This is a genomic window from Tsukamurella sp. DT100, assembly GCF_049844855.1.
GTDB lineage: Bacteria > Actinomycetota > Actinomycetes > Mycobacteriales > Mycobacteriaceae > Tsukamurella.
On the sequence record NZ_JBNCLV010000005.1, the window covers coordinates 191740 to 214400 of the forward strand.

Here is a 22661-nt window from a genome sequence, read left to right on the forward strand (position 1 = left end):
GGATACGGTCGCTAAGGAGGCAGCGAGATGGCGCAGGAGCAGGTCAAGCGTGGCGGCGGCGGAGACGACGAGGATGCCACGGGTGCACCGTCGGGTGCCGGCCAGGAGCGCATCGAGAAGCTGACCGACGAGACGGACGATCTGCTGGACGAGATCGACGACGTGCTCGAGGAGAACGCCGAGGACTTCGTGCGTGCGTACGTGCAGAAGGGCGGCCAGTGACGCCGCTGCACGGCGGATCGTCGTTCGTCGAGCACCTCGCCGCCGTGGCGCCGGACGCGCTGCCCGGCCGGGGTGCCGGGTCCGACGGTGCGCCCGACGTCCCGCACGGCACCACGATCGTCGCCGTGGCCTTCGACGGCGGTGTGCTGCTCGCGGGTGACCGCCGCGCCACCATGGGCAACCTCATCGCGCAGCGCGACATCGTCAAGACCTTCGTCACCGACGAGCTGACCGCGGTCGGCATCGCCGGGACCGCGGGGATCGCCAAGCAGATCGTGAAGCTGTTCACGGTGGAGTTGGAGCACTACGAGAAGATCGAGGGCGTGCCCCTGACCTTCGACGGCAAGGCCAACCGCCTGGCCGGCATGGTGCGCAGCAACTTCGGCGCCGCCCTGCAGGGCCTCGCCGCCGTGCCGCTGCTGGTCGGCTTCGACGAGGCCGAGGCCCGCGGCCGGATCGTCTCCTACGACGTGACCGGCGACTGGCACGACGAGGTGGGCTACCACTCGATCGGCTCGGGCTCGGCCTGGGCGAAGTCGTCGATCAAGAAGCGCTTCCGTCCCGGCCTCGACGCCGACGGTGCGCTGGACGTGGCAGCGGAGGCTCTGTTCGATGCGGCCGACGACGACACCGCGACCGGCGGTCCCGACGTGCTCCGCAAGCTCTATCCGACCGCGATCGCCATCACCGCCGACGGTGCCGTCGAGGTGTCCGAGGAGGACGTGGCCGCCGCGACCGACCGCGTGATCGCGGCGAGGGGAGGCGACCAGTGACGTTCCCGTACTACGCGTCCGCCGAGCAGATCATGCGCGATCGCTCGGAGCTGGCGCGCAAGGGCATCGCCCGCGGCCGCAGCGTCGTGGTGCTCAAGTACGCCGACGGGGTGGTCTTCGTCGCCGACAACCCGAGCTCGCTGTACAAGATCAGTGAGATCTACGACCGCATCGGCTTCGCCGCCGTGGGCAAGTACAACGAGTTCGAGTCGCTGCGCCGCGCGGGCATCCAGTTCGCCGACACCCGCGGCTACCAGTACTCGCGGCGCGACGTGACCGGCTGGTCGCTGACCAACGCCTACGCCTCGACCCTGGGCACCGTCTTCACCGAGCAGGCGAAGCCCTACGAGGTGGAGCTGTGCGTCGCCGAGGTCGGGACGCCCGACAACACCGGCTCGCGGCTCTACCGCGTGGGCTACGACGGCTCCGTGGGCGACGAGAAGCAGTTCGTGGTCATGGGCGGACAGACCGAGTCGATCACGCCGGTGCTCACCGAGGGCTACGCCGACGATCTCGATCTTGCCGGCGCCGTGGCGCTCGCAGTGAAGGCGCTCAGCGCGCCGGCACCGTCGAACGGGTCGGCCACGACGGCCGAGCCGAAGACCTTCGCCGCGGGCGAGCTCGAGGTCGCGATCCTGGACCACACCCGCCCGCGCCGCGCCTTCAAGCGCCTCTCGGACGAGCGGGTCGCGGAGCTGTTGGGCTGACGCGGTAGCGCTGGCACCACCCCGGAATCGGGCGTTCGCGCCCGTGACCGGGGACCGTCGATCCGGTGTGCTGGAGGCATGACCGACACCTCTGTGCACCGGCGCGGCATCGCCTGGTTCCTCGCACTCACCTTCGTACCGTCCTGGGGGATGTGGTTCGCCGCGTACGGGCTGGGCCACCCGCTCGACGATCCGGCGATCCAGCTGATCACCGCGGCGTTCCTCCCCGCCCTCGCCGCCCTCGTCGTGCGCCTGTGTATCACCCGGCAGGGCATGGCGGGCGCCGGCCTGCGGCCGCAGCTCCGGGCGCAGTGGCGGTGGTACCTGGCCGCCCTCGCGATCCCGCTGGTGCTCCTCGTGATCGCCCTCCCGCTGGGCTTCGCGGCCGGCGTGATGACGATGCCCGCGGACGGGATCCCTGCGCACCTGCAGGCCGTGGCCTTCGGCCCGCTGATCATGGTGGTGCTGGCGCCGGTCTTCTTCGGCGAGGAGTTCGGGTGGACCGCCTACCTGCGGGGCGCGATCGCCGACCTCCCCGCGCTGCAGGGCCGACCCACGGCGGCCTCTGCGCTGACGGGCGCGATCTGGGGAGCGTGGCACTGGCCGCTGGCCTCGGTCGGCTACTTCAGTTTCCAGCCGCCCCTGCGCGACGTCCTACTGCTCATCCCGCTCTGGATCCTGATGTCGATGTTGCTCGAGATCGTCTGGAGCACACTGTGGTACGGATCCGGGAGCATCTGGCCGACGTCGATCGCGCACGCCGGGTTCAACCTGGTCTTCTCCGCGACGATGGGGGAGTTCCTGCCGCCCGAGGCCCTCGTCGCCGCCTTCCTCGTGCCCAGCGCGGCGCTCGTCCCGCTCGCGATCGTGGCGTACCGCGTCGACCACCGCCGACGCACGGGGATGCTCCCCACGACGGTGCCGGTCGCCGCGGCGGTCAGCTGATCACGTCGACCACGGCCTCCGGAGCGGACCGCTCGGTGACGAGGGCGACAACGGTCTCGGCGAGGTCGCCGGGCTGCAGGGTGATCGCGGAGTAGTCCTGCGCCGGGGAGCTCGCTGCGACCGAAGCGGCGATATCGCCGCCCGCGATCATCCCGCCGACGGTGAGGGTGCCGGCGTACACGCCCTCCGGCGCGAGGGCCGCGTGCAGGTTGAGGGCGTACGCGCGGTACGCCGCGGCGACCAGGGTGAGCGCCCCGAGGTGCGGCATCGGTACCACGCTGCTCAGGCCTCCGACGAGGACGAGGGCACCGTCCTGGGCACGCAGCTCGGGCAGGACGGCGGTCGCGAACTCGATCACGGGGGCGACGGTGCCGAGGGCGCCGGTCGCGGCCTCCGGGGTCAGCTCGGTGATCGGCGCGAGATCGACGGGCGCGCCCGCGCCGTAGTACGCCACGTCGATCCGGCCGAACCGCTCCACCACGGCGGCAGTGGCGTCGACGAGGGCCCCGGGGCGTGCGGCGTCGACCACGAAGGCCTCGGCGTCGATGCCCAGTGCGCGGAGTTCGGCGAGGTACGCGGGGTGACGGTCCGCCGAGCGGGAAGCGATCGCGACGCGGTGGCCGCGCCGGCCGAAGGCGCGCGCGACGGCCATGCCGAGACCGGGGCCGGCGCCGACGACGAACAGGACGGGGTGCGCAGTAGTTGAGGTCATACTCAACTTGGTATCAGAAGTTGAGGCATCCCTCAAGATTGCTAGGCTGGGGGCATGTCTCCTCGGGCGGACGCGGTGCGCAATCGGCAGAAACTGGTGGACGCCGCGAGGCTGTCGTTCGCCGATCAGGGCGTCGACGTGCCGCTGGAACAGATCGCCAAGCGGGCCGGCGTCAGTATCGGAACCCTGTACAACCACTTCGCCGACCGCGGCGAACTGGTCGACGCGGTGCTGCCCGACCGCATGGCGCGGATCGACGCGATCGCCGCGGAGTCCGCCGCCGAACCCGATGCGTGGACCGCCTTCGCGACCTTCCTCGACGCGCTGATCTCCGCCCAGGCGCGCGACCGCGCGGTCAACGAGGCCGTCGCGCGCGGGTCCATCGGCACCGTGGACCTGGTCGCCGAGTGCGGCCGGGCGGGGAGTGCGGTGCTCGCGGTCCTGGAGCGCGCCCACGTCGCCGGCGTGCTCCGCGACGACTTCGGGTTCGACGAGTTGGGGACCCTGATGGTCGCGGTCGCGAACATCATCGCGCTGCACCCCGAGGACGACGGGGCGTGGCGGCGCCACCTCGGATTCGTCCTCGACGGGATCAGGCGCACGCCGCACCGAACAGAGGCATGACCACGGCGGACTCGTCGAGAGGTAGTGTTCGTCACGTGCAGCGGCGAATCATGGGAATCGAGACCGAGTTCGGTGTCACGTGTACTTTTCACGGTCACCGCCGACTGAGCCCCGACGAGATCGCCCGGTACCTGTTCCGGCGCGTGGTCTCGTGGGGCCGCAGCTCGAACGTCTTCCTGCAGAACGGCTCGCGCCTCTACCTCGACGTGGGCAGCCACCCCGAGTACGCGACCGCGGAGTGCGATTCGGTGCTCCAGCTCGTCACGCACGACAAGGCGGGCGAGCGTGTCCTCGAGGACCTGCTGCTCGACGCCGAGCAGCGGCTGCAGGACGAGGGCATCGGCGGCGACATCTACCTGTTCAAGAACAACACCGATTCGGCGGGCAACTCCTACGGCTGCCACGAGAACTACCTCGTGGGCCGCGTGGGCGAGTTCTCCCGCATCGCCGACGTGCTGCTGCCCTTCCTGGTGACCCGGCAGCTGATCTGCGGCGCCGGAAAGGTGCTGCTCACGCCGAAGAACGCCACCTACTGCCTGAGCCAGCGCGCCGAGCACATCTGGGAGGGCGTCTCCAGCGCCACCACCCGCAGCCGGCCCATCATCAACACCCGGGACGAGCCGCACGCCGACGCCGAGAAGTACCGCCGCCTCCACGTGATCGTGGGCGACTCGAACATGTCCGAGACGACCACGATGCTCAAGGTGGGCACCGCCCACCTCGTGCTCGAGATGATCGAGGCGGGCGTCCAGTTCCGCGATTTCTCGCTCGACAACCCGATCCGCGCGATCCGCGAGGTCAGCCACGACACCACGGGCCGCCACGAGGTGCGGCTCGCGGGCGGCCGACAGGCCGGCGCCCTCGACATCCAGCGCGAGTACTACGGCAAGGCCGTCGAGTACCTCGCCACGCGCGAGCCCGACGAGCAGCTCGCGAGGGTCGTCGACCTGTGGGGCCGGACCCTCGACGCCGTCGAGTCGCAGGACTTCTCCGGCATCGACACCGAGATCGACTGGGTCATCAAGCGCAAGCTGTTCCAGCGCTACCTGGACAAGTACTCGATGGACCTGTCCGATCCGAAGATCGCGCAGCTCGATCTCGCGTACCACGACATCAAGCGCGGCCGCGGCGTCTTCGACGTGCTGCAGCGGCGCGGGCTGGCCGCGCGGGTGACCACCGACGAGGCCGTGGACGCCGCCGTGAAGAACCCGCCGGAGACCACCCGCGCGAAGCTCCGCGGCGACTTCATCACCGCGGCGCAGGCCGCCGGCCGCGACTTCACCGTCGACTGGGTGCACCTCAAGCTCAACGACCAGGCGCAGCGCACTGTGCTGTGCAAGGACCCCTTCCGCAACGTCGACGAGCGCGTCGAGCGCCTGATCGCGTCGATGTGACGCGACATCGCGTCGATCCGGGCCGAGCGCGCGCATAGAACGTAAGATCGACAGGTGGCAACTTCGCGGATCGAGCGTCTCACCAACCTGGTGATATGCCTTCTGTACACGCAACGCCCGCTCGATCGGGACTACATCCGGGCGAACGTCTTCGGGTACGACCCGGACTCGGACGACGAGGCCTTCGAGCGGATGTTCGAGCGCGACAAGGCCGACCTGCGCGAACTCGGGGTCCCCATCGAGGTGGCTCCGGTCTCCCGGATCAACTCGGCCGTCGGCTACCGCATCGCCCTCGACGAGTACGCCCTCGGCGACATCGACCTCGATCCTGAGGAGGCGACCGCGGTGGCCGTCGCCTCGGCGCTGTGGCAGTCGCCGGAGCTGTCCGCCGCCGCCCAGTCCGCGGTGCAGAAGCTGCGCGCGGGCGGCCTGGACGTCGACGGCCCCGGCGCGGGCGTGAGCCCCGGCATCGCCCCCGACCGCGGGGCTGAGGGTGCGCTCCTCGCCATGCTCGAGGGCGTCGACCGGCGCCGCCAGGTGACTTTCGAGCACCGCGCCAATCCGGCGCAGCCGTACGTCGACCGCACGCTCCACCCGTGGGGCGTGGTCACGTTCCGCGGCAGCGCCTACGCCGTCGGGCACGACGTCGCGCGCGATGCGGTGCGCACCTTCAAGCTCAGCCGCGTCCGGGGCGGCTCGGTCACGGGCAGCCCCGCCACCGTCCGGCCGCCGGAGGGCTTCGACCTGCACGCGCACGTCGTGGCCACCGTCGCCGAGCGCGATCCGGTCGGCACGGCCCGGCTGTGGGTCGCGCAGGGCAAGGGCGACGGGCTGCGCCGGCTCGCCTCGACCCAGGCCGACGGTGACTTCCGGGGCCGGCCCGGCACGGAGCTGACGGTGGAGATGCGGTCGGTGGACGCCGTGGCCCGCGAGGTCAGCGGACTCGGGCCCGATGCGGTGGTCTTCGAGCCGCAGCAGTTGCGCGACGCCGTGGTCGAGCGACTCACGGCACTGGTGGGGGAGCGATGAGCACGCAGTCGAAGCAGCCGAGCCGGCAGATGCAGCGCCTGGCGCGCTGGCTCAACGTGATCCCGTACTTCCGCACACATCCGGACGCGGACCTCGAGCGGGCCGCGGCCGACCTGGGCGTCACCGTCGCGCAGCTGCGCAAGGACATCACGGGCCTGACGATGTGCGGGCTGCCCGGCATGTTCCCCGGCGACCTCATCGAGATCGACTACGACGAAGCCGGCGTCGACATCGAGTTCAGCGCCAACCTGGACCGCCCCCTCAAGCTCACCGGCCCCGAGGCCGCGTCGCTGCTGCTCGCCCTGCGGGCCCTGGCCGACTCGCCCGGCGTCGCGGACCCCGCGGCCGTGCTCCGGGCCATCGCCAAGCTGGAGGCGGCCGTCGCCGGCGCGGGCCGCGACACCGTCGCCTCGATCGACGGCGCGCAGGACGGCGGCCCCGTCGCCGCCATCGCGAGCACCGTCCGCGGTGCCCTGCGCGACGGCCGCGCGCTGCACCTGCGCTACTACTCCGCCACCCGGGACGCGGCCACCGAGCGCGACGTGGACCCCATCGCCCTCGATACCTTCGCCGGGCACAGCTACCTGCAGGCCTGGTGCCGCAGCAGCGAGGGCCTGCGGATGTTCCGACTCGACCGGATCGACGAGGTCGTCGTCCTCGACGAGGCCGCGTCGGTGCCGCAGCACGTCGAGCCCGCATCGGGCCTGTTCGACGGTGCCGCCGCGGACGAGCTGACCACCGCCACGCTCGAGGTCGGGCCCGGCGCCGCCTGGGCGCTCGAGTACCACCCCTTCACGGTGCTCACCGACGAGGCGGGCGGCCCGGTCAGCGCGACGATGCAGTACGCGACTGAGTCCTGGATGGTCCGGTTCGTGCTCAGCTTCGGCGGGGAGCTGACGGTACGCGGCCCGCAGTCGCTGGCCGACGCCGTGGCCGACCGCGCGGCGGCGGGACTCGCGAACTATTCATGAAGTGGACATGTCGGCCGGGACTTCGGCGGGCGTTCGGGGTCGTCGCGATCCGGTAGTCTCAGGAGAGATATTCGCGAAGTTAGTGAGGCATCGTCATGGGCTGGCATACCCCTTGGTTCTGGATCATCGCTGCGGTGGTCCTGCTGATCCTGTTCGGCGGCAAGAAGCTGCCCGACGCGGCGCGCGGCCTCGGCCGTTCCATGCGCATCTTCAAGAGCGAGATGGACGAGATGAAGACCGAGGGCGAGAAGAAGACCGCCGCTGAGCAGCCGCAGGCCCAGGTCGCCGACAAGCCGATCGACGTCCAGACGGTGCAGCCGTCCGAGGCCGATCACAAGTCGGCGTAGCCGCCTGCCCCTTTGAAGATCCCGTTCGATCCCCGTCGTCGTCGTGCCGTCGTCAATCCCGACGGCACGATGTCGATCGTGGAGCACCTCTACGAGCTCCGGACCCGGCTGTTGTGGTCGCTGCTCGCGATCGTCCTCACGTCGGTCGTCGGCTTCTGGTGGTACAGCCACGGCCCGTTCGGGCTGCCGTCCACAGGCCACCTGCTGACGGGACCCTACTGCGACCTCCCGGCCACCTCGCGCGCCGAGATCACCCGGGACGGTGAATGCCGCCTCCTGGCCACCGGTGTCTTCGACCAGTTCAACCTGCGGCTGAAGGTCGCCGTCGCCACCGGCGTGCTGCTGGCGTGCCCGGTGTGGCTCTACCAGATCTGGGCCTTCATCGTGCCCGCCCTGCACCGCAACGAGAAGCGGTACACGGCGGCGTTCGTCGCTCTCGGCGGCACACTGTTCGTGAGTGGCGCGGTGCTCGGCTACCTGATGATCACCAGCGCCTTCAGCTTCTTCCTCACGGTCGGCAACGAGACCCAGGTGACGGCGCTGCAGGGACCCGACTACTTCAGCTTCGTGCTGAACGTGATGGCGATCTTCGGCATCAGCTTCGAGCTGCCGCTGTTCATCATCGCGCTCAATCTGGTCGGCGTCCTCAAGTACGACAAGCTCAAGCAGTGGCGCCGCGGCCTCCTGCTGTCGATGTTCATCTTCGCCGCCTTCCTGACGCCGACGGGCGATCCGTTCACGATGCTGACTCTCGGCGCGGCGCTCGCCGTCCTCCTCGAGCTCTCCATCCAGTTCGCCCGGTGGAACGACCGGCGCAAGGCCCGTCGCGCGGGCGCGGCGGACGCCTGGGAGGGCGAGCTCGACGACGAGGCGGCGTCGCCGGCACCGTCGGCCCCGCAGCCGATCGGCGCGTCCACGGGCCCGTCGGGCAGCGCTCTCGCCGCCCCGGCCCCCGTCGGGCAACCGGACAAGCTGACGCGCACGTCGATCCCGCGTTCGGGGTTCGATGACGTCCTCTGAGTTCGACAGCTTCACCGCAGCCCTCGAGTTCACCCTCGACCCGTTCCAGGTCCAGGGCTGCCGCGCGCTCGAACAGGGCCGCGGCGTGCTCGTGTGCGCCCCGACGGGCGCGGGCAAGACCGTGGTCGGCGAGTTCGCCGTCCACCTCGCCCTGGCCGGCGGCACCAAGTGCTTCTACACGACGCCGATCAAGGCGCTGTCGAACCAGAAGCACGCCGAGCTGACCGCTCGCTACGGCGCGCACAACGTCGGGCTGCTGACGGGCGACACCGCGATCAACTCCTCCGCGCCGGTGGTCGTGATGACCACCGAGGTGCTGCGGAACATGCTCTACGCGAACTCGACCACCCTCGACGGCCTGAGCCACGTGGTGATGGACGAGGTGCACTACCTCGCGGACCGGTTCCGCGGCGCGGTGTGGGAGGAGGTGATCCTGCACCTGCCCCAGGAGGTGCGGCTGGTCAGCCTCTCGGCGACGGTCTCCAACGCCGAGGAGTTCGGCGCGTGGATCACCGAGGTCCGCGGCAGTACCGAGGTGATCGTCGACGAGCACCGGCCGGTGCCGCTGTGGCAGCACATGCTCGTGGGCCGGCGGCTCTTCGACCTGTTCGACACCAAGGCACTGCGCACCGCCCAGGAGTCCGGGCAGAAGAACCTGGTCCTCGACGCCGACCTGGTGCGCTACGTCAAGCAGCGGGAATCGCTGGACCGCAGCTTCGAGCCCGGCATCAACAGCCGCACCGGGCGGCGTGCCGGCGGTCGGGGCCGCCCGCAGCCGACCCGCCGGCCGATCCCGCGCCCCGACGTCATCGCGCTGCTCGACGCCGAGGGTCTGCTGCCGGCCATCACCTTCGTCTTCTCCCGCTCCGGCTGCGAGCAGGCGCTGACCCAGTGCCTCCGGTCGCCCGTCGTGCTCACGGACCAGGCGCAGGCCGACGAGATCGGGCGCATCGTCGACAAGCACGTCGCCGAGTTCGCGCCCGCCGACCTCGACCTGCTCGGGTACGAGGAGTGGCGCGCCGCGCTGCTCCGCGGCTTCGCCGCGCACCACGCCGGCATGCTCCCCGCCTTCCGGCACGCGGTCGAGGAGCTCTTCGTCAAGGGGCTGGTGCGGGCGGTCTTCGCCACGGAGACCCTGGCGCTCGGCATCAACATGCCCGCGCGCACCGTCGTGCTGGAGCGCCTGGTCAAGTACAACGGCGAGTCGCACGTCGAGCTCACGCCCGGCGAGTACACGCAGCTCACGGGCCGCGCCGGCCGCCGCGGCATCGACATCGAGGGCCACGCCGTGGTGCTCTGGCAGAGCGGCGTGCGCCCGCAGGAGGTGGCCGGGCTCGCCGGGGCACGCACGTTCCCACTGGTCAGCTCGTTCTCGCCCGGCTACAACATGTCGATCAACCTGCTCGACCGCCTCGGCCGCGTCGGCGCCGAGCGGCTGCTCGAGGCCAGCTTCGCCCAGTTCCAGGCCGACCGGTCCGTCGTCGGGCTCGCGAAGCGCGTCGAGCGCGGCGAGAAGGAGCTGGCGACCCTCAGCGCCCAGATCACCGAGGCCGCCGGCGGCGCCGACTACCTCGAGTACGTGCGGCTCCGCGAGGCCGTCCGGGCGCGGGAGCGGTCGCTGCGCCGCGAACACCTCGCCGACCGGCACGACGGCGCGGCCACCGCGCTCGCGGAGCTGCGCCGCGGCGACGTCATCGCCGTGACCGGCGGCCGCCGCCGCGGCCTCGCCCTCGTCGTGGAGCCGTCCGGCGACCGGCGCGACCCCAAGCCGGTGGTGGTGACCGAGAGCAGCTGGTCGGGCCGCGTCGGCGCCTCCGACTTCGTGGGCGACGTGGCGGTTCTCGGCACGCTCCGGGTGCCGAAGAACGCCGACTACCGCTCGGGCCGCGGCAAGCGCGACCTGGCGTCCACGCTCCGCAACAGCAACATCTCCGCGCCGCGGCAGCAGGCGAAGGCGGCGCGCCCCGCCGCGTCCGACACGCAGCTCGCGGACCTGCGCGCCCGGATGCGGGCGCACCCCGCGCACACCGGGCAGCGCGCCCCCGAGCTGGACCGGCTCGCCGAGCGCTACGCCCGGCTCGAGCGCGAGGTCACGGCCTCAGCGGCGACGGTCCGCGCCACCACCTCCTCTCTCGCCGTGACGTTCGAGCGGATCGTCGCGCTGCTCGGGGATCGCGGGTACATCGAGACCGTCGACGGGGAGTCCGAGCTCACGGAGGCCGGTCACCGCCTGGCCCGGGTCTACAGCGAGTCCGACCTGCTGGTGTGCGAGTGCATCGAGGACGGCGTCTTCGACGGCCTCGACCCGGCAGGGCTGGCCGCGGTGGTCAGCGCGCTCGTCTTCGAGTCCCGCGGCGAACGCGGCGGCATGCTCCTCACCGGCGAGAAGGTGCCCGGCGCGATCCGCTCCGCCGTCCGCGACATCGCCGACCGGTGGACCGACATCGTCTCCGCCGAGGCCGCGCACCGCCTGGAGCCCAGCCGGGAACCCGACATCGGTTTCGTCGCGCCCATGCACCAGTGGGCCGCGGGCGGAACCCTCGCCGCGGTGCTGCTGGCGGCGGGCGAGCGCGGCCGGCCGCTGCCGGCGGGAGACTTCGTCCGCTGGTGCCGGCAGGTGATCGACCTGCTCGATCAGATCAAGCAGACCTCGTTCGACACCCGCCCGGGGTTGGCGACCGTCGCCACCGCTGCGATCGCAGCCGTCCGGCGCGGCGTCGTCGCGGAATCGGGCTGATGATCGGGTATCTTGACCGAAGAGGCGTACGTCGCGGGCCGTCGGCCGGCGACAGGGGAGGAGTGGACACATGAGCAACCCGCAGGATCCGAACCAGTGGGCGCAGCAGGGCTGGCAGCAGCCGGGCCAGCAGCAGCCGCAGGATCAGACCCAGATCGCACCGCAGTACGGCCAGCAGGGCTTCGGCGCGCCGGCGGGTGATCAGACCCAGATCTCGCCGCAGTACCAGGGCCAGTGGGGCCAGCAGCCGCAGCCGCAGGGCCAGCAGTTCGGCGGTGGCTACCAGCAGCCGCAGCCGCAGCCGCAGCAGCCCCCGCAGTTCGGGCAGGACCAGTTCGGCCAGCAGCCCGGCCAGCCCGCGCAGTTCGCGGGCCACCAGTTCGGGCAGCAGTTCGGCCAGCCGGGTCAGCCCGGCCTGGGCGGCCCCAAGAAGTCGAGGACCGGCCTCGTCGTCGGTATCGCCGCCGCGGCGATCATCGCGATCGTGGCGATCGTCGTCCTGGTGGGCTGGCTGACCGGCGCCTTCTTCGGCAAGAAGTTCGACAACGCCAAGGTCAACGAAGGCGTGACGAAGGTCCTCAACGACAGCTACAACGAGACCGACACCAAGGACGTCGACTGCAAGACCGACGGCGTCAAGGTCAAGACCGGCGAGACCTTCACCTGCAGCGCCACCATCGGCGGCAAGCGGAAGACCGTCGAGGTCAAGGTGCTCGACGACAACGGCAAGTACCAGGTGGGCGCGCCCTCCTGATACCGGTGGCCCGCGGGGATTCTCCGCGGGCCGTTCGGTCAGCCCGCGAGGGCGGCGAGCAGGCGCTCCACCTGCGCTCCGATCCGCAGTTCCTCGGCCAATTCGGCCAGGCGCTGCGGATCGCGTGCTTCCCGGGGCATCGCATCGGATCCCGACAGCGCGACGTCCGCGTCGCGCTGCACCCAGACCACGTCCCAGGCGGCGTCGAGGTAGTCCGCCGACGCGGCGATCGACGTCGCCGCCCGGGCGGCCAGCGGCGACGGGGTCCGCGCCGCGGCCTCGCGGATCGCGGCGAGGGAGCCGTACTCCAGCAGCAACTTGGAGGCCGTCTTCTCGCCGATGCCGGGCACGCCGGGCAGCCCGTCGGACGGGTCGCCGCGCAGCAGCGCGAGCTCGGCGTAGGCCTCGCCGGCGCGGTCCAGGGGCAGGCCGTACTTCTCGGCCACCTCGGCCGGCCCGAACATCTCGGCCTTGGCGATGCCGCGGCCGATGTACAGGCACCGCACGCCGGGCGCGGTGTCGTCGGCCACCTGCAGCAGGTCGCGGTCACCCGAGACCACGATGACCGGGTCGTTCTGCTCGCGCGCGGCCAGGGTGCCGAGCACGTCGTCCGCCTCCAGGCCGACGGCGCCGCCCGTGGCGATCCCGACGGCGTCGAGGACCTCGAGGATCATGTCCACCTGGGGCGAGAGAGTGTCGGGCACCTCCTCGGCGCTGCCGTCGCCCTCCTCCGCCACGCGATGGGTCTTGTAGGTGGGGAGCAGCTCCACGCGGAAGGCGGGGCGCCAGTCCAGGTCGAGGCACGCGACCAGCCGTCCGGGCCGATGCGTGGTGATCAGCTGCGAGGTCATGTCGAGGAAGCCGCGCAGCGCGTTCACCGAGCGGCCGTCGTCGGCCTTCACCTTGTCGGGGATCGCGTAGAAGGCCCGGAACCAGAGCCCGGCGGAGTCGAGCAGCATCAGTGGGCGCGCGTCGTTCGTCACGGGAATCATCGTGTCACAATCGGATCATGAGTAACCCCCAGTCCTTTCCCGCCTCGGTGTACGCGACCCGTCTCACCCGGGCCCAGCAGCTCGCGACCGCGGCGGGCACCCCGCTCGTCATCACGCCCGGGCCGGACCTCGCGTACCTCACCGGCATCGTCAGCGAGTCCTTCGAGCGCCTCACCGCCCTCGTGATCACCGACGCCGGCTTCGGCCTGGTGGTCCCGCGCCTGGAGCTCGCGATCCTCAAGGACTCCTCGGTACCCGGACTCGGCGCGGCCGGGGTCGAGCTCACCATCCACGACTGGGTCGACGGTGACGACCCGTACGCCCTGGTCCTCGGCCTCCTCTCCGGGGCGTCGACGGTGGCCGTCGCCGACGCCGTGCCCGCGCTGCACCTGGTGCCGCTGCTGGACCGGGGCCTGAGCGTGCGCCTGGCGACCGGCGTGCTGCGCCGGCTGCGAATGATCAAGGACGCGGCGGAGCTCGACGAGCTGCGGGCCGCAGGCGCCGCGATCGACCGCGTCCACGCCCGGGTCGGCACCTTCCTCAAGGTCGGGCGCACGGAGCGCGAGGTGGCCGACGACATCGCGGCCGCCATCGTCGAGGAGGGGCACACCGAGGCCGCGTTCATCATCGTCGGCTCGGGCCCGCACGGCGCCGACCCGCACCACGAGGTCTCGGACCGCGTCGTCGAGGCCGGCGACATCGTCGTCGTCGACATCGGCGGCCCGCTGGCCTCGGGCTACAACTCCGACTGCACCCGCACCTACGCGATGGGCGAGCCCTCGGCGGAGATCGCCGAGCAGTACGCCCTGCTCGAGCGGGCGCAGCGCGCCTCCGTCGAGGCGGTGCGGCCGGGCGTGAGCGCCGAGGCGATCGACGCCGCGGGCCGCGATCTGCTGGCCGGCGCGGGCCTGGGGGAGTTCTTCCTGCACCGCACCGGGCACGGCATCGGACTGTCCGTGCACGAGGAGCCCTACATCGTTGCGGGCAACGACATTCCGGTCGAACCGGGCATGGCCTTCTCGATCGAGCCGGGAATCTACTTCAGTGGCCGGTGGGGAGCGCGGATCGAGGATATCGTCATCGTCACCGAGGACGGCTGCGAGAGCGTGAACACCCGACCCCACAGCTTGACGATCCTCTAGGAGCTACACACCGGAGGCATCATGACGCACGGCGGCGGCACGCCCGAAGGGCCCTCGATCTTCGAGGAGGGCGACGGCAACAGCAGTCGCGTCGTCCAGATCGCGATCGTCGCCGCGATGGGCGGCCTCCTGTTCGGCTACGACAGCGCCGTCATCAACGGCGCGACGAAGGCGATCGAGGGCCGGTTCGACATCCACGGCTACACGCTCGGCTTCGCCGTCGCCTCCGCGCTGCTGGGCGCCGCCGCCGGCGCCATGACGGCGGGCCGGATCGCGGACCGGATCGGCCGCCTGCGCGTCATGCAGATCGCGGCGGTGCTGTTCTTCCTCAGCGCCATCGGGTGCGCCTTCGCCACCCACACCTGGGTCCTCATCCTGTTCCGCGTGGTCGGCGGCGTCGGCGTCGGCGTGGCGTCGGTGATCGCCCCGGCCTACATCGCGGAGGTCTCGCCGGCCCGGATCCGCGGGCGGCTGGGATCGCTGCAGCAGATGGCGATCGTGCTCGGCATCTTCCTCTCGCTGCTGGTCGACTGGCTGCTGGCCTCGCTCGCCGGCGGCGCGTCGAACGACCTGTGGTTCGGGCTGGAGGCGTGGCGGTGGATGTTCCTGGTGATGGCGATCCCCGCGATCGTCTACGGCGTGGCGTCGACGATGATCCCCGAGTCGCCGCGCTACCTGGTGTCCCGGCACCGCATCCCCGAGGCCCGCAAGGTCCTCACGATGCTGCTCGGCGAGAAGAACATGGACATCACCGTCACCCGCATCGAGGAGAGTCTCGCGGGCGAGGAGAAGCACTCGTGGCGCGACCTGGTCCGGCCCGGCGGCGGCATCTACCCGATCGTCTGGGTGGGCCTGCTGCTGTCGATCTTCCAGCAGGCCGTGGGCATCAACGTGATCTTCTACTACTCGAACATGCTGTGGCAGGCCGTCGGTTTCAAGGAGTCGCAGTCGAACCTGATCAGCGTCTTCACGTCGATCGTCAACGTCATCGTGACCATCGTCGCGATCATGCTGGTGGACCGGATCGGCCGCCGGCCGCTGCTGCTCATCGGCTCGATCGGCATGGCGTTCTCGCTCGCAACGATGGCGGTCTGCTTCAGCACCGCGGAGATCGTCGACGGTAAGCCCTCGCTCACCGGCGTGGTGGGCGTCCTCGCCCTCGTCGCGGCGAACCTGTTCGTGATCTTCTTCGGCGTGAGCTGGGGCCCGGTGGTGTGGGTGTTGCTGGGCGAGATGTTCCCCAACCGCATCCGCGGCGCGGCCCTCTCGCTGGCCGCGGCGGCGCAGTGGGCGGCCAACTGGGCCATCACGGTGACCTTCCCGAAGATGGAGGGCAATCTCACGCTGGCCTACGGGCTGTACGCGACCTTCGCGCTGCTGTCGCTCTTCTTCGTCTACCGGTTCGTGCCCGAGACCAAGGGCAAGTCGCTGGAGGACATGGACGGGAACATCCCCGCGCGGTAGCCGCTCCCGTCCGTCAACCGCGGAGCGTGCTCGATCCCAGAACTCGGGTCACGTCGATCTCGATCACGACGCGCTTCGGGTTCTCCCGCGGCGGCTTGTAGCGCACCGAGTAGCGGGCCTCGGCGTCGCGCACCGACTCCACATCGGTCAGGACCCGCGCCGGCCCCTCCAGGGTGAGCCAGCGGGCACCGTCGACCTGGGTCAGCGCGGCGTACCCGCCCCGGCCCGCGTTGCGCGCCTTCTGGCTGTCGCCGGAGGTGATGACGCGCGCGACCCCGGTCGCGGGGTCGTAGGTGAACGCGATCGCCACGGTGTGCGGCGTCCCGTCGGCGCGCAGGGTGCTCAGCGTCGCGAGGTGACGGTCGGTCACGAAGGCGAGGGCGTCGGGATTGAGGACAGGGCGGTCGTTCGGCACACCGTCACGGTAGCGGGGTGCCGCGCGTCTAGTCTGGTCCGGTGAGTGCGGACAGGATTCCCGACGGCGCGGTGCTCCTCCTGGGCGGCCGGAGCGAGGTCGGCCTGGAGGTGGCGCGGCGCATCGCGCCGGGCCGCGACGTGATCCTCGCGGCCCGCCGTTCGGAGTATCTGGACGAGCAGATCGCGGCGCTGCGCGAGGTCGGCGCCACCGGCGTCTTCCCGATCGAGTTCGACGCGGACCGCACCGAGCGGCACGCCGCCTTCCTGGACGAGGTGGCCGACCGGTTCGGCCGCATCGGCGTCGCGGTCGTCGCCTTCGGCATCCTCGGCGACCAGGCCCGGGCCGAGGCCGATCCCACGCACGCCGTCCAGATCGCGCAGACCGACTACGTGGCGCAGGTGTCCATCCTGCTGGGGCTGGCGAAGCTGCTGCGCGCCCAGGACGACCGGGACGGCGGCCGGGGCGCCATCGTCGCCTTCTCGTCGGTCGCCGGCGTCCGGGTGCGCAAGGCCAACTTCGTCTACGGCAGCACCAAGGCGGGCCTCGACGGCTTCGTGCAGGGCTTCACCGACTCGTTGCACGGCAGCGGGATCCAGGTGTTGCTCGCCCGCCCGGGATTCATCGTCGGGGCGATGACGCGCGAGCTCATGGCGTCCGGGGTGAAGCCCGCGCCGTTCAGTCGCACCGCGCCCCAGGTCGCCGAGGCGACGGTGCACGCGCTGCGCCGCGGCCGCCGCGTCGTCTGGATCCCGCCGGTGCTGCGCCCGCTGTACGCCGGGCTGCAGTTCGTCCCGCAGGCCGTCTGGCGGCGGATGCCGCGATGACGGTGACCGTGGTCGGCATCGGCGCCGACGGCTGGCCCGGGCTGACCGACGGTGCGCGCCGCGCCCTGCTCGACGCGACCGTCATCCACGGCGCGCCCCGGCAGCTCGAGTTCCTGCCGAAGGAGCTGGCCGAGAGGGCCGCGCGGCCGTGGCCCTCGCCGCTGCTGCCCGCGATCGACGACCTCGCCGACGGGGTGCACGTGCTGGCCAGCGGCGACCCGATGTTCTACGGGGTCGGCGCGACCATCGCGCGGCGCCGTCCCGAGCTCGACCTGCACGTGATCCCGCACCTGTCGTCGTTCGCGCTGGCCTGCGCCCGCCTGCGCTGGCCGGCAGAGGAGGTCACGGTCGTCTCCACGGTGGCGCGGGACCCGTCGCCGGTCGTCCGCGCCGTCCGCGACGGGCGGCGGACCCTCGTCCTCAGCGAGTCCGGCACCACGCCGGCGCTCCTCGCGGACCTGCTGCGCGACGCCGGCCTCGCCGCGACGACGACGGTCCTGGAGCAGCTCGGCGGCCCCCGTGAGAAGGTCCGCCCGTTCCGGAAGAACCTGCGCATCGACGACCTCAACGTGGTCGCGCTCGAACCGGCCGGTCCGGCGGGGGAGTTCGCCTTCGAGCACGACGGCCAGATCACCAAGGCCGATGTCCGCGCCATGACGGTGGCGGCCCTGCGCCCGACGCCCGGCTGGATCTGGGACTTCGGCGCGGGCTCGGGTTCCGTCGGGATCACCTGGGCGCTGCAGGGCGGCGGCTCCGTCGTCGCCGTCGAGCGGCGTGCGGACCGGGCCGAGCGGGTGGCGCGCAACGCGGCCCGGGCCGGCGTGACCGTCGAGGTGGTCGTCGGCGACACGGCGGACCTCACCGCGGACCTGCCGATGCCCGACGCGATCTTCGTCGGCGGCGGCCTCACCGAGACCCTCGCCGCGGCGTGCGTCGGGGTGTTGCCCGCGGGCGGGCGGCTCGTGGCGAACACCGTCACCGTCGAGGGCCAGGCCCTGGCCGCGGCGCTGCGGGCCCGGTACGGCGGCGAGCTGCGCAGCTGCACCGTCGCGGACCTCGCGCCCCTGGGTGTGGGCACCGCGTGGCAGCCGCGCCGGCCGATCGTGCAATGGGTGTTCGTGAAAGGTGATGCGTGACCGTCTACTTCATCGGGGCCGGTCCAGGCGCCCCGGACCTGCTGACGCTGCGCGGCGCGGAGCTGCTCGCGCGCTGCACCGTCTGCCTGTACGCGGGATCGCTGGTGCCGCAGCAGATGCTGGACCGGTGCCCGCCGGGGGCGAAGCTCGTGGACACGGCGCGGATGCCGCTGCCGGACATCGTCGACGAGCTGGTCGCGGCGCATGACGCGGGTCTCGACGTGGCGCGCCTGCACTCGGGCGACATCTCCCTGTACTCCGCGTTCACGGAGCAGGCCCGCCGGCTCGACGCGGCCGGCGTGCCGTACGAGATCGTCCCCGGCGTGCCCGCCTTCGCCGCCGCCTCCGCCGCGCTCGGCCGGGAGCTGACGGTGCCCGGCGTCGGCCAGTCGCTGCTCATCACCCGTGTCTCGACGCTCTCGACGGACATGCCCGCGGGGGAGGACCTCGCCTCGCTGGCCCGTACCGGGGTGACGCTGGCCCTGCACCTCGCCGCGCACCGTGCGCAGGCGCTGACCGAGGATCTGCTACCGCACTACGGCTCCGATTGCCCCGTGGCGGTCGTGGCCTTCGCCAGCCGCGAGGACGAGCGGATCGTCCGCTGCCGGCTCGCGGAGCTTCCGGAGCGCCTCGCGGCGGAGGGGATCACGAAGACCGCGGTGATCTTCGTCGGCAAGGTGTTGGACGCGGAGGCCTTCGAGGAGAGCTACCTGTACTCGGCGCGCCGCCTGCGCGCCCCGGGGGCGAGCCACTGATGCCGCGCGTGCTGGTCCTCGGCGGGACCGCCGAGGCCCGCGAACTGGCCCGCCTCCTGCACGAGGACCCGCGGTTCACGGTGCTCAGCTCGCTGGCCGGTCGGGTGGCGAATCCCCGCCTACCGGTGGGGGAGACGCGGATCGGGGGGTTCGGCGGACCGTCGGGACTGGCGGCGTTCCTCGCGGAGGACGGCGTGGACGTGCTCGTGGACGCGACGCATCCGTTCGCGGCGACGATCTCCCGCAACGCCGCCCTCGCGGCGGCGGCGGCGGTGCCGGTGCTCGCACTGGTCCGCCCGGAGTGGACGCCGGTCGCGGGCGACCACTGGACCCGGGTGCCGACGGTGGCCGCCGCGGCGGAAGCCCTGTCGCGCCGAGGCGGCGGACGCGCCATGCTCACGACCGGCCGCCAGGACGTCGGCGAGTTCGCGGCGCTCGAGGACTGGTGGTTCCTGATCCGCGTGGTCGACGCGCCGTCGGGCGCCCTGCCGCCGCGGCACGAGCTGCTCCGCGACCGCGGCCCGTACACGGAGGACTCCGAGCGGGCGCTGCTGCGCGCGAACGGGATCGATGTGCTCGTGACCAAGAACAGCGGCGGGGACCTGGTCTCGGCCAAGCTGGCCGCGGCGCGGGAGCTCGGGATCGACGTGGTCGTGGTCGACCGGCCCGAGCGACCCGCGGGGGTGCCCGCGGTGCCGACGGCGGCCGCAGCCTACGCCCGCCTCGTCGGGGAGGCCTGACACCGCCCGACGTACAAGCAGGACTTGTGGATCGGACCGGTATTCGAGCGGCACAGCCGCACTCGCGCCCCTACGATGGCGACTGTGGGGCTGCAAGCCCACGGACGCTACGACGAGGAGACGCGCATGACGAACATCGAGATCCCCAGCCCGGTCAAGGAGTTCATCGATTCCGTGAACGCCGGTGACGAGGCGGCCTTCCTCGACGCCTTCACCGCCGACGGCTACATCGACGACTGGGGCCGCGTTTTCGGCGATCGCGCCGCGATGCAGGGGTGGAGCGCGAAGGAGTTCATCGGCGCGAAGGGCGTGCTGACGCCGGAGAAGGTCACCGTCGACGGCGACACCGTGACCGTGGTGGGCGACTGGCGCAGCACCCACGCCAACGGGCTCAGCGAGTTCACCTTCGCCGTCGCCGGGGATCGCCTGGCGTCCATGACGATCCGCGAGGGCTGACCACCGTGCGGACGATCGTCATCGTCACCCTCGGAATCGTGTTGGCGTTGATCTTCCTCGCAGTCGGCAGGAAGGTCGGCTCCGTCGGCCCGCAGCGGGCGGCGATCGCCTTCGTCGTGCTCTGGACGCTGGCGATGATCGGCAACCTGGCCGTCGGCGTCTCCCACGGCTACACCGTGGCCGAGGAGTTCCCGATCCTGCTGGTCAATGTCCTCCCCGGCGCCGTCGTGGCCCTGGTGGGGGCGCGCCTGCTCACCCGAGAAGCGCGCTGACGGCGGAGCGTCTGCGCGCCAGCTCGCCGAGGTCCGCATCGATGCGGGACAGGGTGGCGCGCATCGCGGCCTCGATCGCGGGGCACAGGTCGACGGTCCGCTCGTTCCGGGCGCACGGGAGGATCACCCGGATGGCGTCGGTGTCGAAGCCGGCGTCGAGGAGGCCGCGGATCCGGCGCACCTGCGAGGCCGCGTTCCCGTCGTAGACGCGGTAGCCGGCGGGGGTGCGCTCCGCGGCCAGGAGGCCCTTCTCCTCGTAGTACCGCAGGGACCGCGCGCTCGCGCCTGTGACCTCGGACAACTCGCCGATCAGCATCTCGCCCTTGACCTTCACACCAGCGTCAACCCGCACACTGCACGCATGTATTCCGATCGTGCCGCCCAGATCCTGTCCGCTTCCTCATCCGCCGTCGTCGACCGCGGCGCCGGCCCCGTCGTCGCGCTCGCCCACGGCGCGGGCGGCGGGGTGCTCGAGAACTTCGCCGCGCTGGTCGACCGCGCGCCCGACCTGCGGTTCGTCGGACCGTCGTGGCCCGGATCGGGCGGTACCCCGCTCGGCGCAGCGCCGCTCGCCCTCGAGGACCTCGCCGATCGCGTCGTGGCGGCCGCCGTGAGCCGCGGCGCCGAGCGCTTCCCCGTCGTCGGGCTCTCCCTCGGGGCGGCCGTGGCGGTCACGGCCGCGCACCGCCACCCCGAGCACGTCTCGGCGCTGGTGCTGACGGTCGGCGTCGCCCGATCCGACTTCCGGGTACGGACGGTCACGGAAACGATCGGCGCGCTCGCTGCGGCCGGCGCCCACGACGCGCTCGCGGCGTACGTGCTGTCCGTCGCGTCCTCGGACGCGACGCTGCGTGCGCTTCCGCCGGCGACGCTCGAGGAGACACGGATCGCGGTCCGCGACACCATGCCGGAGGGGATGTCCGCGCAGATCGATCTCGCCGGGCGCGTGGACGTCACCGATCTCCTGCCCGGCCTCGCGGTCCCCACCCTGGTCGTCGTCGCGGGCGGCGACCGGCTGGTGCCCGCCGACATCGCCCGGGAGTTCAGCGCGATCCCCGGGGCGCGCGTCGTCGACTACGCCGGGGCCGGGCACATCTTCACGCCGTCCGAGGCCGAGGAGTGGGCCGTCGAGGTCACCGAGTTCCTGCGGGCGGTGGACTGAGCGCGGCATGATCGAGGTATGACAGCTGCTGTCCTGGCCCTGCATTGGCAGGTGAACGTGATCGAGCCGGAGGGCTTCTTCGGTCCGATGCTGGCGAAACCGGTCGAGGAGTCCGGCGTCGTGGACCGAGCCGCGGCCTTCCACGACGCGGCGCTCGCGGCGGGCGTGCCGGTGATCTTCACCCGGTTCACCGTGCCCGAGGGTGAGGGGGACCTCGTGCGGAACACCGCGTTCATGCAGGCGGTCGGCGACGCGCAGGAGTCGTTCCGCCCGGACGCCGACGGCGCGCGGATCATCGCCGCGATGGCCGACCAGCCGACCGCGATCTACGACAACCAACGACTGTCGGGGCTCGCGGGGCCGGCGACGGAATGGCTCGCGGAGCACGGGATCGACACGATTTACCTGACGGGCGTCGCGACCAACCTCACGGTCGAGCAGACCGCGCGGCACGGCACCGATCTCGGCCTCGTCGTGCACGTGGTCGAGGACTGCGTCGCCGCGGCGGATCCGGACGTGCACGCGGCATCGCTCGCGAACCTGGATCTCGCGACCGCGGGCCGCGTGACGGCCGTGGAGGCCATCGCCCGCTTCGGCGCCGCCTGAAGGCCCGACGCGGACGGTCAGCGCAGTTTGGCGCCGTACACGTGCGTGATCTGCAGGACGAGCAGCACCCGGCGGTCCGCGACCATCACCTCGCGGTACTCGCGCCAGTCGGGATGCTCGCCGGCGCCGGTGCGGTAGTAGTCGACGAGCGCGTCCACCTCGGGACCGTCGGGATCCGTCGACGGGCCGATGAGCGTCGCGGTGCCCTCGGCGGTTGCCCAGGTGTAACCGTCGGCGCTCGTGAACTCGATCGCGGCCCGCGGATCGCGGCGCAGATTCGCCTCCTTCGCGCGGCCCGCGGTCATGGACACGAGGATCCGGTCGGCGTCCGCGTCGTACACCGTGGTGACGGGGGAGAGCTGCGGCATGCCACTGGCCCGGAGCGTCGCGAGGACGCCGATCCGGCTGGCGGCGATCAGGGTGCGGGGGTCGAACTCGGTCGAGGCCATGCACCGTCCA

Annotated in this window: 27 protein-coding genes; 22 read left to right on the forward strand and 5 right to left on the reverse strand. The window is 71.9% G+C overall.

Going from position 1 to position 22661, the window contains the following annotated elements; translation table 11 throughout:
* Positions 1-27: 27 nt before the first annotated feature.
* From ACLQ3K_RS14035 to ACLQ3K_RS14050, 4 genes are all read left to right on the forward strand, one after another.
* Positions 28-222 carry a ubiquitin-like protein Pup gene (locus ACLQ3K_RS14035; protein ID WP_224647175.1) on the forward strand — a complete coding sequence of 65 codons (195 nt, stop codon included), beginning with the start codon at positions 28-30 and terminating at the stop codon, positions 220-222.
* Complete coding sequence (gene prcB / locus ACLQ3K_RS14040; protein ID WP_426000076.1) at positions 219-995, forward strand: proteasome subunit beta; 777 nt, start codon at positions 219-221, stop codon at positions 993-995. The genes ACLQ3K_RS14035 and prcB overlap by 4 nt, the downstream gene beginning before the upstream one ends.
* Positions 992-1702 carry a proteasome subunit alpha gene (gene prcA / locus ACLQ3K_RS14045; RefSeq protein WP_224647171.1) on the forward strand — a complete coding sequence of 237 codons (711 nt, stop codon included), beginning with the start codon at positions 992-994 and terminating at the stop codon, positions 1700-1702. The genes prcB and prcA overlap by 4 nt, the downstream gene beginning before the upstream one ends.
* Positions 1703-1780: 78 nt before the next feature.
* Entirely contained in the window at positions 1781-2647 is an 867-nt protein-coding gene (locus ACLQ3K_RS14050) for a CPBP family intramembrane glutamic endopeptidase (protein ID WP_426000078.1), read from the forward strand.
* On the opposite strand, the gene ACLQ3K_RS14055 is transcribed toward ACLQ3K_RS14050, so the two are convergent.
* On the reverse strand, positions 2640-3359 hold the full coding sequence (locus ACLQ3K_RS14055) for an SDR family oxidoreductase (protein ID WP_426000080.1): 720 nt from the start codon (positions 3357-3359) through the stop codon (positions 2640-2642). The genes ACLQ3K_RS14050 and ACLQ3K_RS14055 overlap by 8 nt on opposite strands.
* Before the next feature lie 54 nt (positions 3360-3413).
* Between ACLQ3K_RS14055 and ACLQ3K_RS14060 the strand changes: the two genes are divergently transcribed.
* The 8 genes from ACLQ3K_RS14060 (at position 3414) to ACLQ3K_RS14095 (ending at position 12235) form a co-directional block, all read left to right on the forward strand.
* Complete coding sequence (locus ACLQ3K_RS14060; protein WP_224647168.1) at positions 3414-3983, forward strand: TetR/AcrR family transcriptional regulator; 570 nt, start codon at positions 3414-3416, stop codon at positions 3981-3983.
* A gap of 35 nt (positions 3984-4018) precedes the next feature.
* Positions 4019-5377: a Pup--protein ligase gene (gene pafA, locus ACLQ3K_RS14065; protein WP_426000083.1), complete on the forward strand. Its 1359-nt coding sequence runs from the start codon at positions 4019-4021 to the stop codon at positions 5375-5377.
* 54 nt (positions 5378-5431) lie between these two features.
* Positions 5432-6406 carry a helix-turn-helix transcriptional regulator gene (locus ACLQ3K_RS14070; RefSeq protein ID WP_224647166.1) on the forward strand — a complete coding sequence of 325 codons (975 nt, stop codon included), beginning with the start codon at positions 5432-5434 and terminating at the stop codon, positions 6404-6406.
* A complete protein-coding gene (locus ACLQ3K_RS14075; RefSeq protein ID WP_426000085.1) occupies positions 6403-7377 on the forward strand; it encodes a helix-turn-helix transcriptional regulator in 975 nt (324 codons plus the stop codon). Before ACLQ3K_RS14070 ends, ACLQ3K_RS14075 begins: the two co-directional genes overlap by 4 nt.
* A 95-nt stretch (positions 7378-7472) precedes the next feature.
* Positions 7473-7724, forward strand: coding sequence for a Sec-independent protein translocase subunit TatA (gene tatA / locus ACLQ3K_RS14080; protein ID WP_336670275.1), 252 nt, complete (start codon positions 7473-7475; stop codon positions 7722-7724).
* 12 nt (positions 7725-7736) lie between these two features.
* Complete coding sequence (gene tatC, locus ACLQ3K_RS14085) at positions 7737-8744, forward strand: twin-arginine translocase subunit TatC (protein ID WP_426000088.1); 1008 nt, start codon at positions 7737-7739, stop codon at positions 8742-8744.
* Positions 8731-11481 carry a DEAD/DEAH box helicase gene (locus ACLQ3K_RS14090; RefSeq protein WP_426000090.1) on the forward strand — a complete coding sequence of 917 codons (2751 nt, stop codon included), beginning with the start codon at positions 8731-8733 and terminating at the stop codon, positions 11479-11481. Before tatC ends, ACLQ3K_RS14090 begins: the two co-directional genes overlap by 14 nt.
* A gap of 70 nt (positions 11482-11551) precedes the next feature.
* Positions 11552-12235, forward strand: a complete 684-nt coding sequence (locus ACLQ3K_RS14095) for a DUF4333 domain-containing protein (RefSeq protein ID WP_426000092.1) — start codon at positions 11552-11554, stop codon at positions 12233-12235.
* Between the two features lie 38 nt (positions 12236-12273).
* Here ACLQ3K_RS14095 and ACLQ3K_RS14100 read toward each other — a convergent pair whose 3' ends face one another.
* On the reverse strand, positions 12274-13227 hold the full coding sequence (locus tag ACLQ3K_RS14100) for a 5'-3' exonuclease (RefSeq protein WP_426000094.1): 954 nt from the start codon (positions 13225-13227) through the stop codon (positions 12274-12276).
* A gap of 17 nt (positions 13228-13244) precedes the next feature.
* Between ACLQ3K_RS14100 and ACLQ3K_RS14105 the strand changes: the two genes are divergently transcribed.
* Both ACLQ3K_RS14105 and ACLQ3K_RS14110 read left to right on the forward strand, forming a co-directional pair.
* Positions 13245-14369 (forward strand): M24 family metallopeptidase, encoded by a 1125-nt coding sequence (locus tag ACLQ3K_RS14105; RefSeq protein ID WP_426000096.1) that lies wholly within the window; start codon positions 13245-13247, stop codon positions 14367-14369.
* Positions 14370-14390: 21 nt separating this feature from the next.
* The gene (locus ACLQ3K_RS14110) at positions 14391-15833 is read left to right on the forward strand and encodes a sugar porter family MFS transporter (RefSeq protein WP_426000098.1); all 1443 of its coding nucleotides are present in this window, start codon (positions 14391-14393) and stop codon (positions 15831-15833) included.
* A gap of 13 nt (positions 15834-15846) precedes the next feature.
* On the opposite strand, the gene ACLQ3K_RS14115 is transcribed toward ACLQ3K_RS14110, so the two are convergent.
* Positions 15847-16248: a PPOX class F420-dependent oxidoreductase gene (locus ACLQ3K_RS14115; RefSeq protein ID WP_426000100.1), complete on the reverse strand. Its 402-nt coding sequence runs from the start codon at positions 16246-16248 to the stop codon at positions 15847-15849.
* Positions 16249-16289: 41 nt separating this feature from the next.
* Between ACLQ3K_RS14115 and ACLQ3K_RS14120 the strand changes: the two genes are divergently transcribed.
* From ACLQ3K_RS14120 to ACLQ3K_RS14145, 6 genes are all read left to right on the forward strand, one after another.
* Positions 16290-17075 (forward strand): SDR family NAD(P)-dependent oxidoreductase, encoded by a 786-nt coding sequence (locus ACLQ3K_RS14120; protein ID WP_426000102.1) that lies wholly within the window; start codon positions 16290-16292, stop codon positions 17073-17075.
* Positions 17072-18211, forward strand: a complete 1140-nt coding sequence (gene cbiE / locus ACLQ3K_RS14125; protein ID WP_426000104.1) for a precorrin-6y C5,15-methyltransferase (decarboxylating) subunit CbiE — start codon at positions 17072-17074, stop codon at positions 18209-18211. Before ACLQ3K_RS14120 ends, cbiE begins: the two co-directional genes overlap by 4 nt.
* A complete protein-coding gene (gene cobM, locus ACLQ3K_RS14130; RefSeq protein WP_426000106.1) occupies positions 18208-18966 on the forward strand; it encodes a precorrin-4 C(11)-methyltransferase in 759 nt (252 codons plus the stop codon). The genes cbiE and cobM overlap by 4 nt, the downstream gene beginning before the upstream one ends.
* Positions 18966-19706, forward strand: coding sequence for a cobalt-precorrin-6A reductase (locus ACLQ3K_RS14135; protein WP_426000108.1), 741 nt, complete (start codon positions 18966-18968; stop codon positions 19704-19706). The genes cobM and ACLQ3K_RS14135 overlap by 1 nt, the downstream gene beginning before the upstream one ends.
* A 126-nt stretch (positions 19707-19832) precedes the next feature.
* The gene (locus tag ACLQ3K_RS14140; protein WP_426000110.1) at positions 19833-20162 is read left to right on the forward strand and encodes a nuclear transport factor 2 family protein; all 330 of its coding nucleotides are present in this window, start codon (positions 19833-19835) and stop codon (positions 20160-20162) included.
* Positions 20163-20167: 5 nt separating this feature from the next.
* A complete protein-coding gene (locus ACLQ3K_RS14145) occupies positions 20168-20434 on the forward strand; it encodes a hypothetical protein (RefSeq protein WP_426000112.1) in 267 nt (88 codons plus the stop codon).
* Here ACLQ3K_RS14145 and ACLQ3K_RS14150 read toward each other — a convergent pair.
* Positions 20415-20786, reverse strand: a complete 372-nt coding sequence (locus tag ACLQ3K_RS14150) for a MerR family transcriptional regulator (RefSeq protein WP_224647146.1) — start codon at positions 20784-20786, stop codon at positions 20415-20417. The two genes, ACLQ3K_RS14145 and ACLQ3K_RS14150, sit on opposite strands and share 20 nt — an antisense overlap.
* Positions 20787-20795: 9 nt before the next feature.
* On the opposite strand from ACLQ3K_RS14150, the gene ACLQ3K_RS14155 reads away from it, so the two are divergent.
* Complete coding sequence (locus tag ACLQ3K_RS14155; protein ID WP_336670267.1) at positions 20796-21596, forward strand: alpha/beta fold hydrolase; 801 nt, start codon at positions 20796-20798, stop codon at positions 21594-21596.
* An 18-nt stretch (positions 21597-21614) separates the two neighbouring features.
* Entirely contained in the window at positions 21615-22202 is a 588-nt protein-coding gene (locus ACLQ3K_RS14160; protein ID WP_426000114.1) for a cysteine hydrolase, read from the forward strand.
* A 17-nt stretch (positions 22203-22219) separates the two neighbouring features.
* Here ACLQ3K_RS14160 and ACLQ3K_RS14165 read toward each other — a convergent pair whose 3' ends face one another.
* Positions 22220-22651: a PPOX class F420-dependent oxidoreductase gene (locus ACLQ3K_RS14165; protein WP_426000115.1), complete on the reverse strand. Its 432-nt coding sequence runs from the start codon at positions 22649-22651 to the stop codon at positions 22220-22222.
* Positions 22652-22661 lie beyond the last annotated feature (10 nt).

Coding starts and splice junctions, on each gene's coding strand:
- ACLQ3K_RS14035 (WP_224647175.1), top strand. CDS start 28: ATGGCGCAGGAGCAGGTCAAGCGTGGCGGCGGCGGAGACGACGAGGAT.
- ACLQ3K_RS14050 (WP_426000078.1), top strand. CDS start 1,781: ATGACCGACACCTCTGTGCACCGGCGCGGCATCGCCTGGTTCCTCGCA.
- ACLQ3K_RS14055 (WP_426000080.1), bottom strand. CDS start 3,359: ATGACCTCAACTACTGCGCACCCCGTCCTGTTCGTCGTCGGCGCCGGC.
- ACLQ3K_RS14060 (WP_224647168.1), top strand. CDS start 3,414: ATGTCTCCTCGGGCGGACGCGGTGCGCAATCGGCAGAAACTGGTGGAC.
- ACLQ3K_RS14075 (WP_426000085.1), top strand. CDS start 6,403: ATGAGCACGCAGTCGAAGCAGCCGAGCCGGCAGATGCAGCGCCTGGCG.
- tatA (WP_336670275.1), top strand. CDS start 7,473: ATGGGCTGGCATACCCCTTGGTTCTGGATCATCGCTGCGGTGGTCCTG.
- ACLQ3K_RS14090 (WP_426000090.1), top strand. CDS start 8,731: ATGACGTCCTCTGAGTTCGACAGCTTCACCGCAGCCCTCGAGTTCACC.
- ACLQ3K_RS14095 (WP_426000092.1), top strand. CDS start 11,552: ATGAGCAACCCGCAGGATCCGAACCAGTGGGCGCAGCAGGGCTGGCAG.
- ACLQ3K_RS14100 (WP_426000094.1), bottom strand. CDS start 13,227: ATGATTCCCGTGACGAACGACGCGCGCCCACTGATGCTGCTCGACTCC.
- ACLQ3K_RS14105 (WP_426000096.1), top strand. CDS start 13,245: ATGAGTAACCCCCAGTCCTTTCCCGCCTCGGTGTACGCGACCCGTCTC.
- ACLQ3K_RS14110 (WP_426000098.1), top strand. CDS start 14,391: ATGACGCACGGCGGCGGCACGCCCGAAGGGCCCTCGATCTTCGAGGAG.
- cbiE (WP_426000104.1), top strand. CDS start 17,072: ATGACGGTGACCGTGGTCGGCATCGGCGCCGACGGCTGGCCCGGGCTG.
- ACLQ3K_RS14135 (WP_426000108.1), top strand. CDS start 18,966: ATGCCGCGCGTGCTGGTCCTCGGCGGGACCGCCGAGGCCCGCGAACTG.
- ACLQ3K_RS14140 (WP_426000110.1), top strand. CDS start 19,833: ATGACGAACATCGAGATCCCCAGCCCGGTCAAGGAGTTCATCGATTCC.
- ACLQ3K_RS14155 (WP_336670267.1), top strand. CDS start 20,796: ATGTATTCCGATCGTGCCGCCCAGATCCTGTCCGCTTCCTCATCCGCC.
- ACLQ3K_RS14160 (WP_426000114.1), top strand. CDS start 21,615: ATGACAGCTGCTGTCCTGGCCCTGCATTGGCAGGTGAACGTGATCGAG.
- ACLQ3K_RS14165 (WP_426000115.1), bottom strand. CDS start 22,651: ATGGCCTCGACCGAGTTCGACCCCCGCACCCTGATCGCCGCCAGCCGG.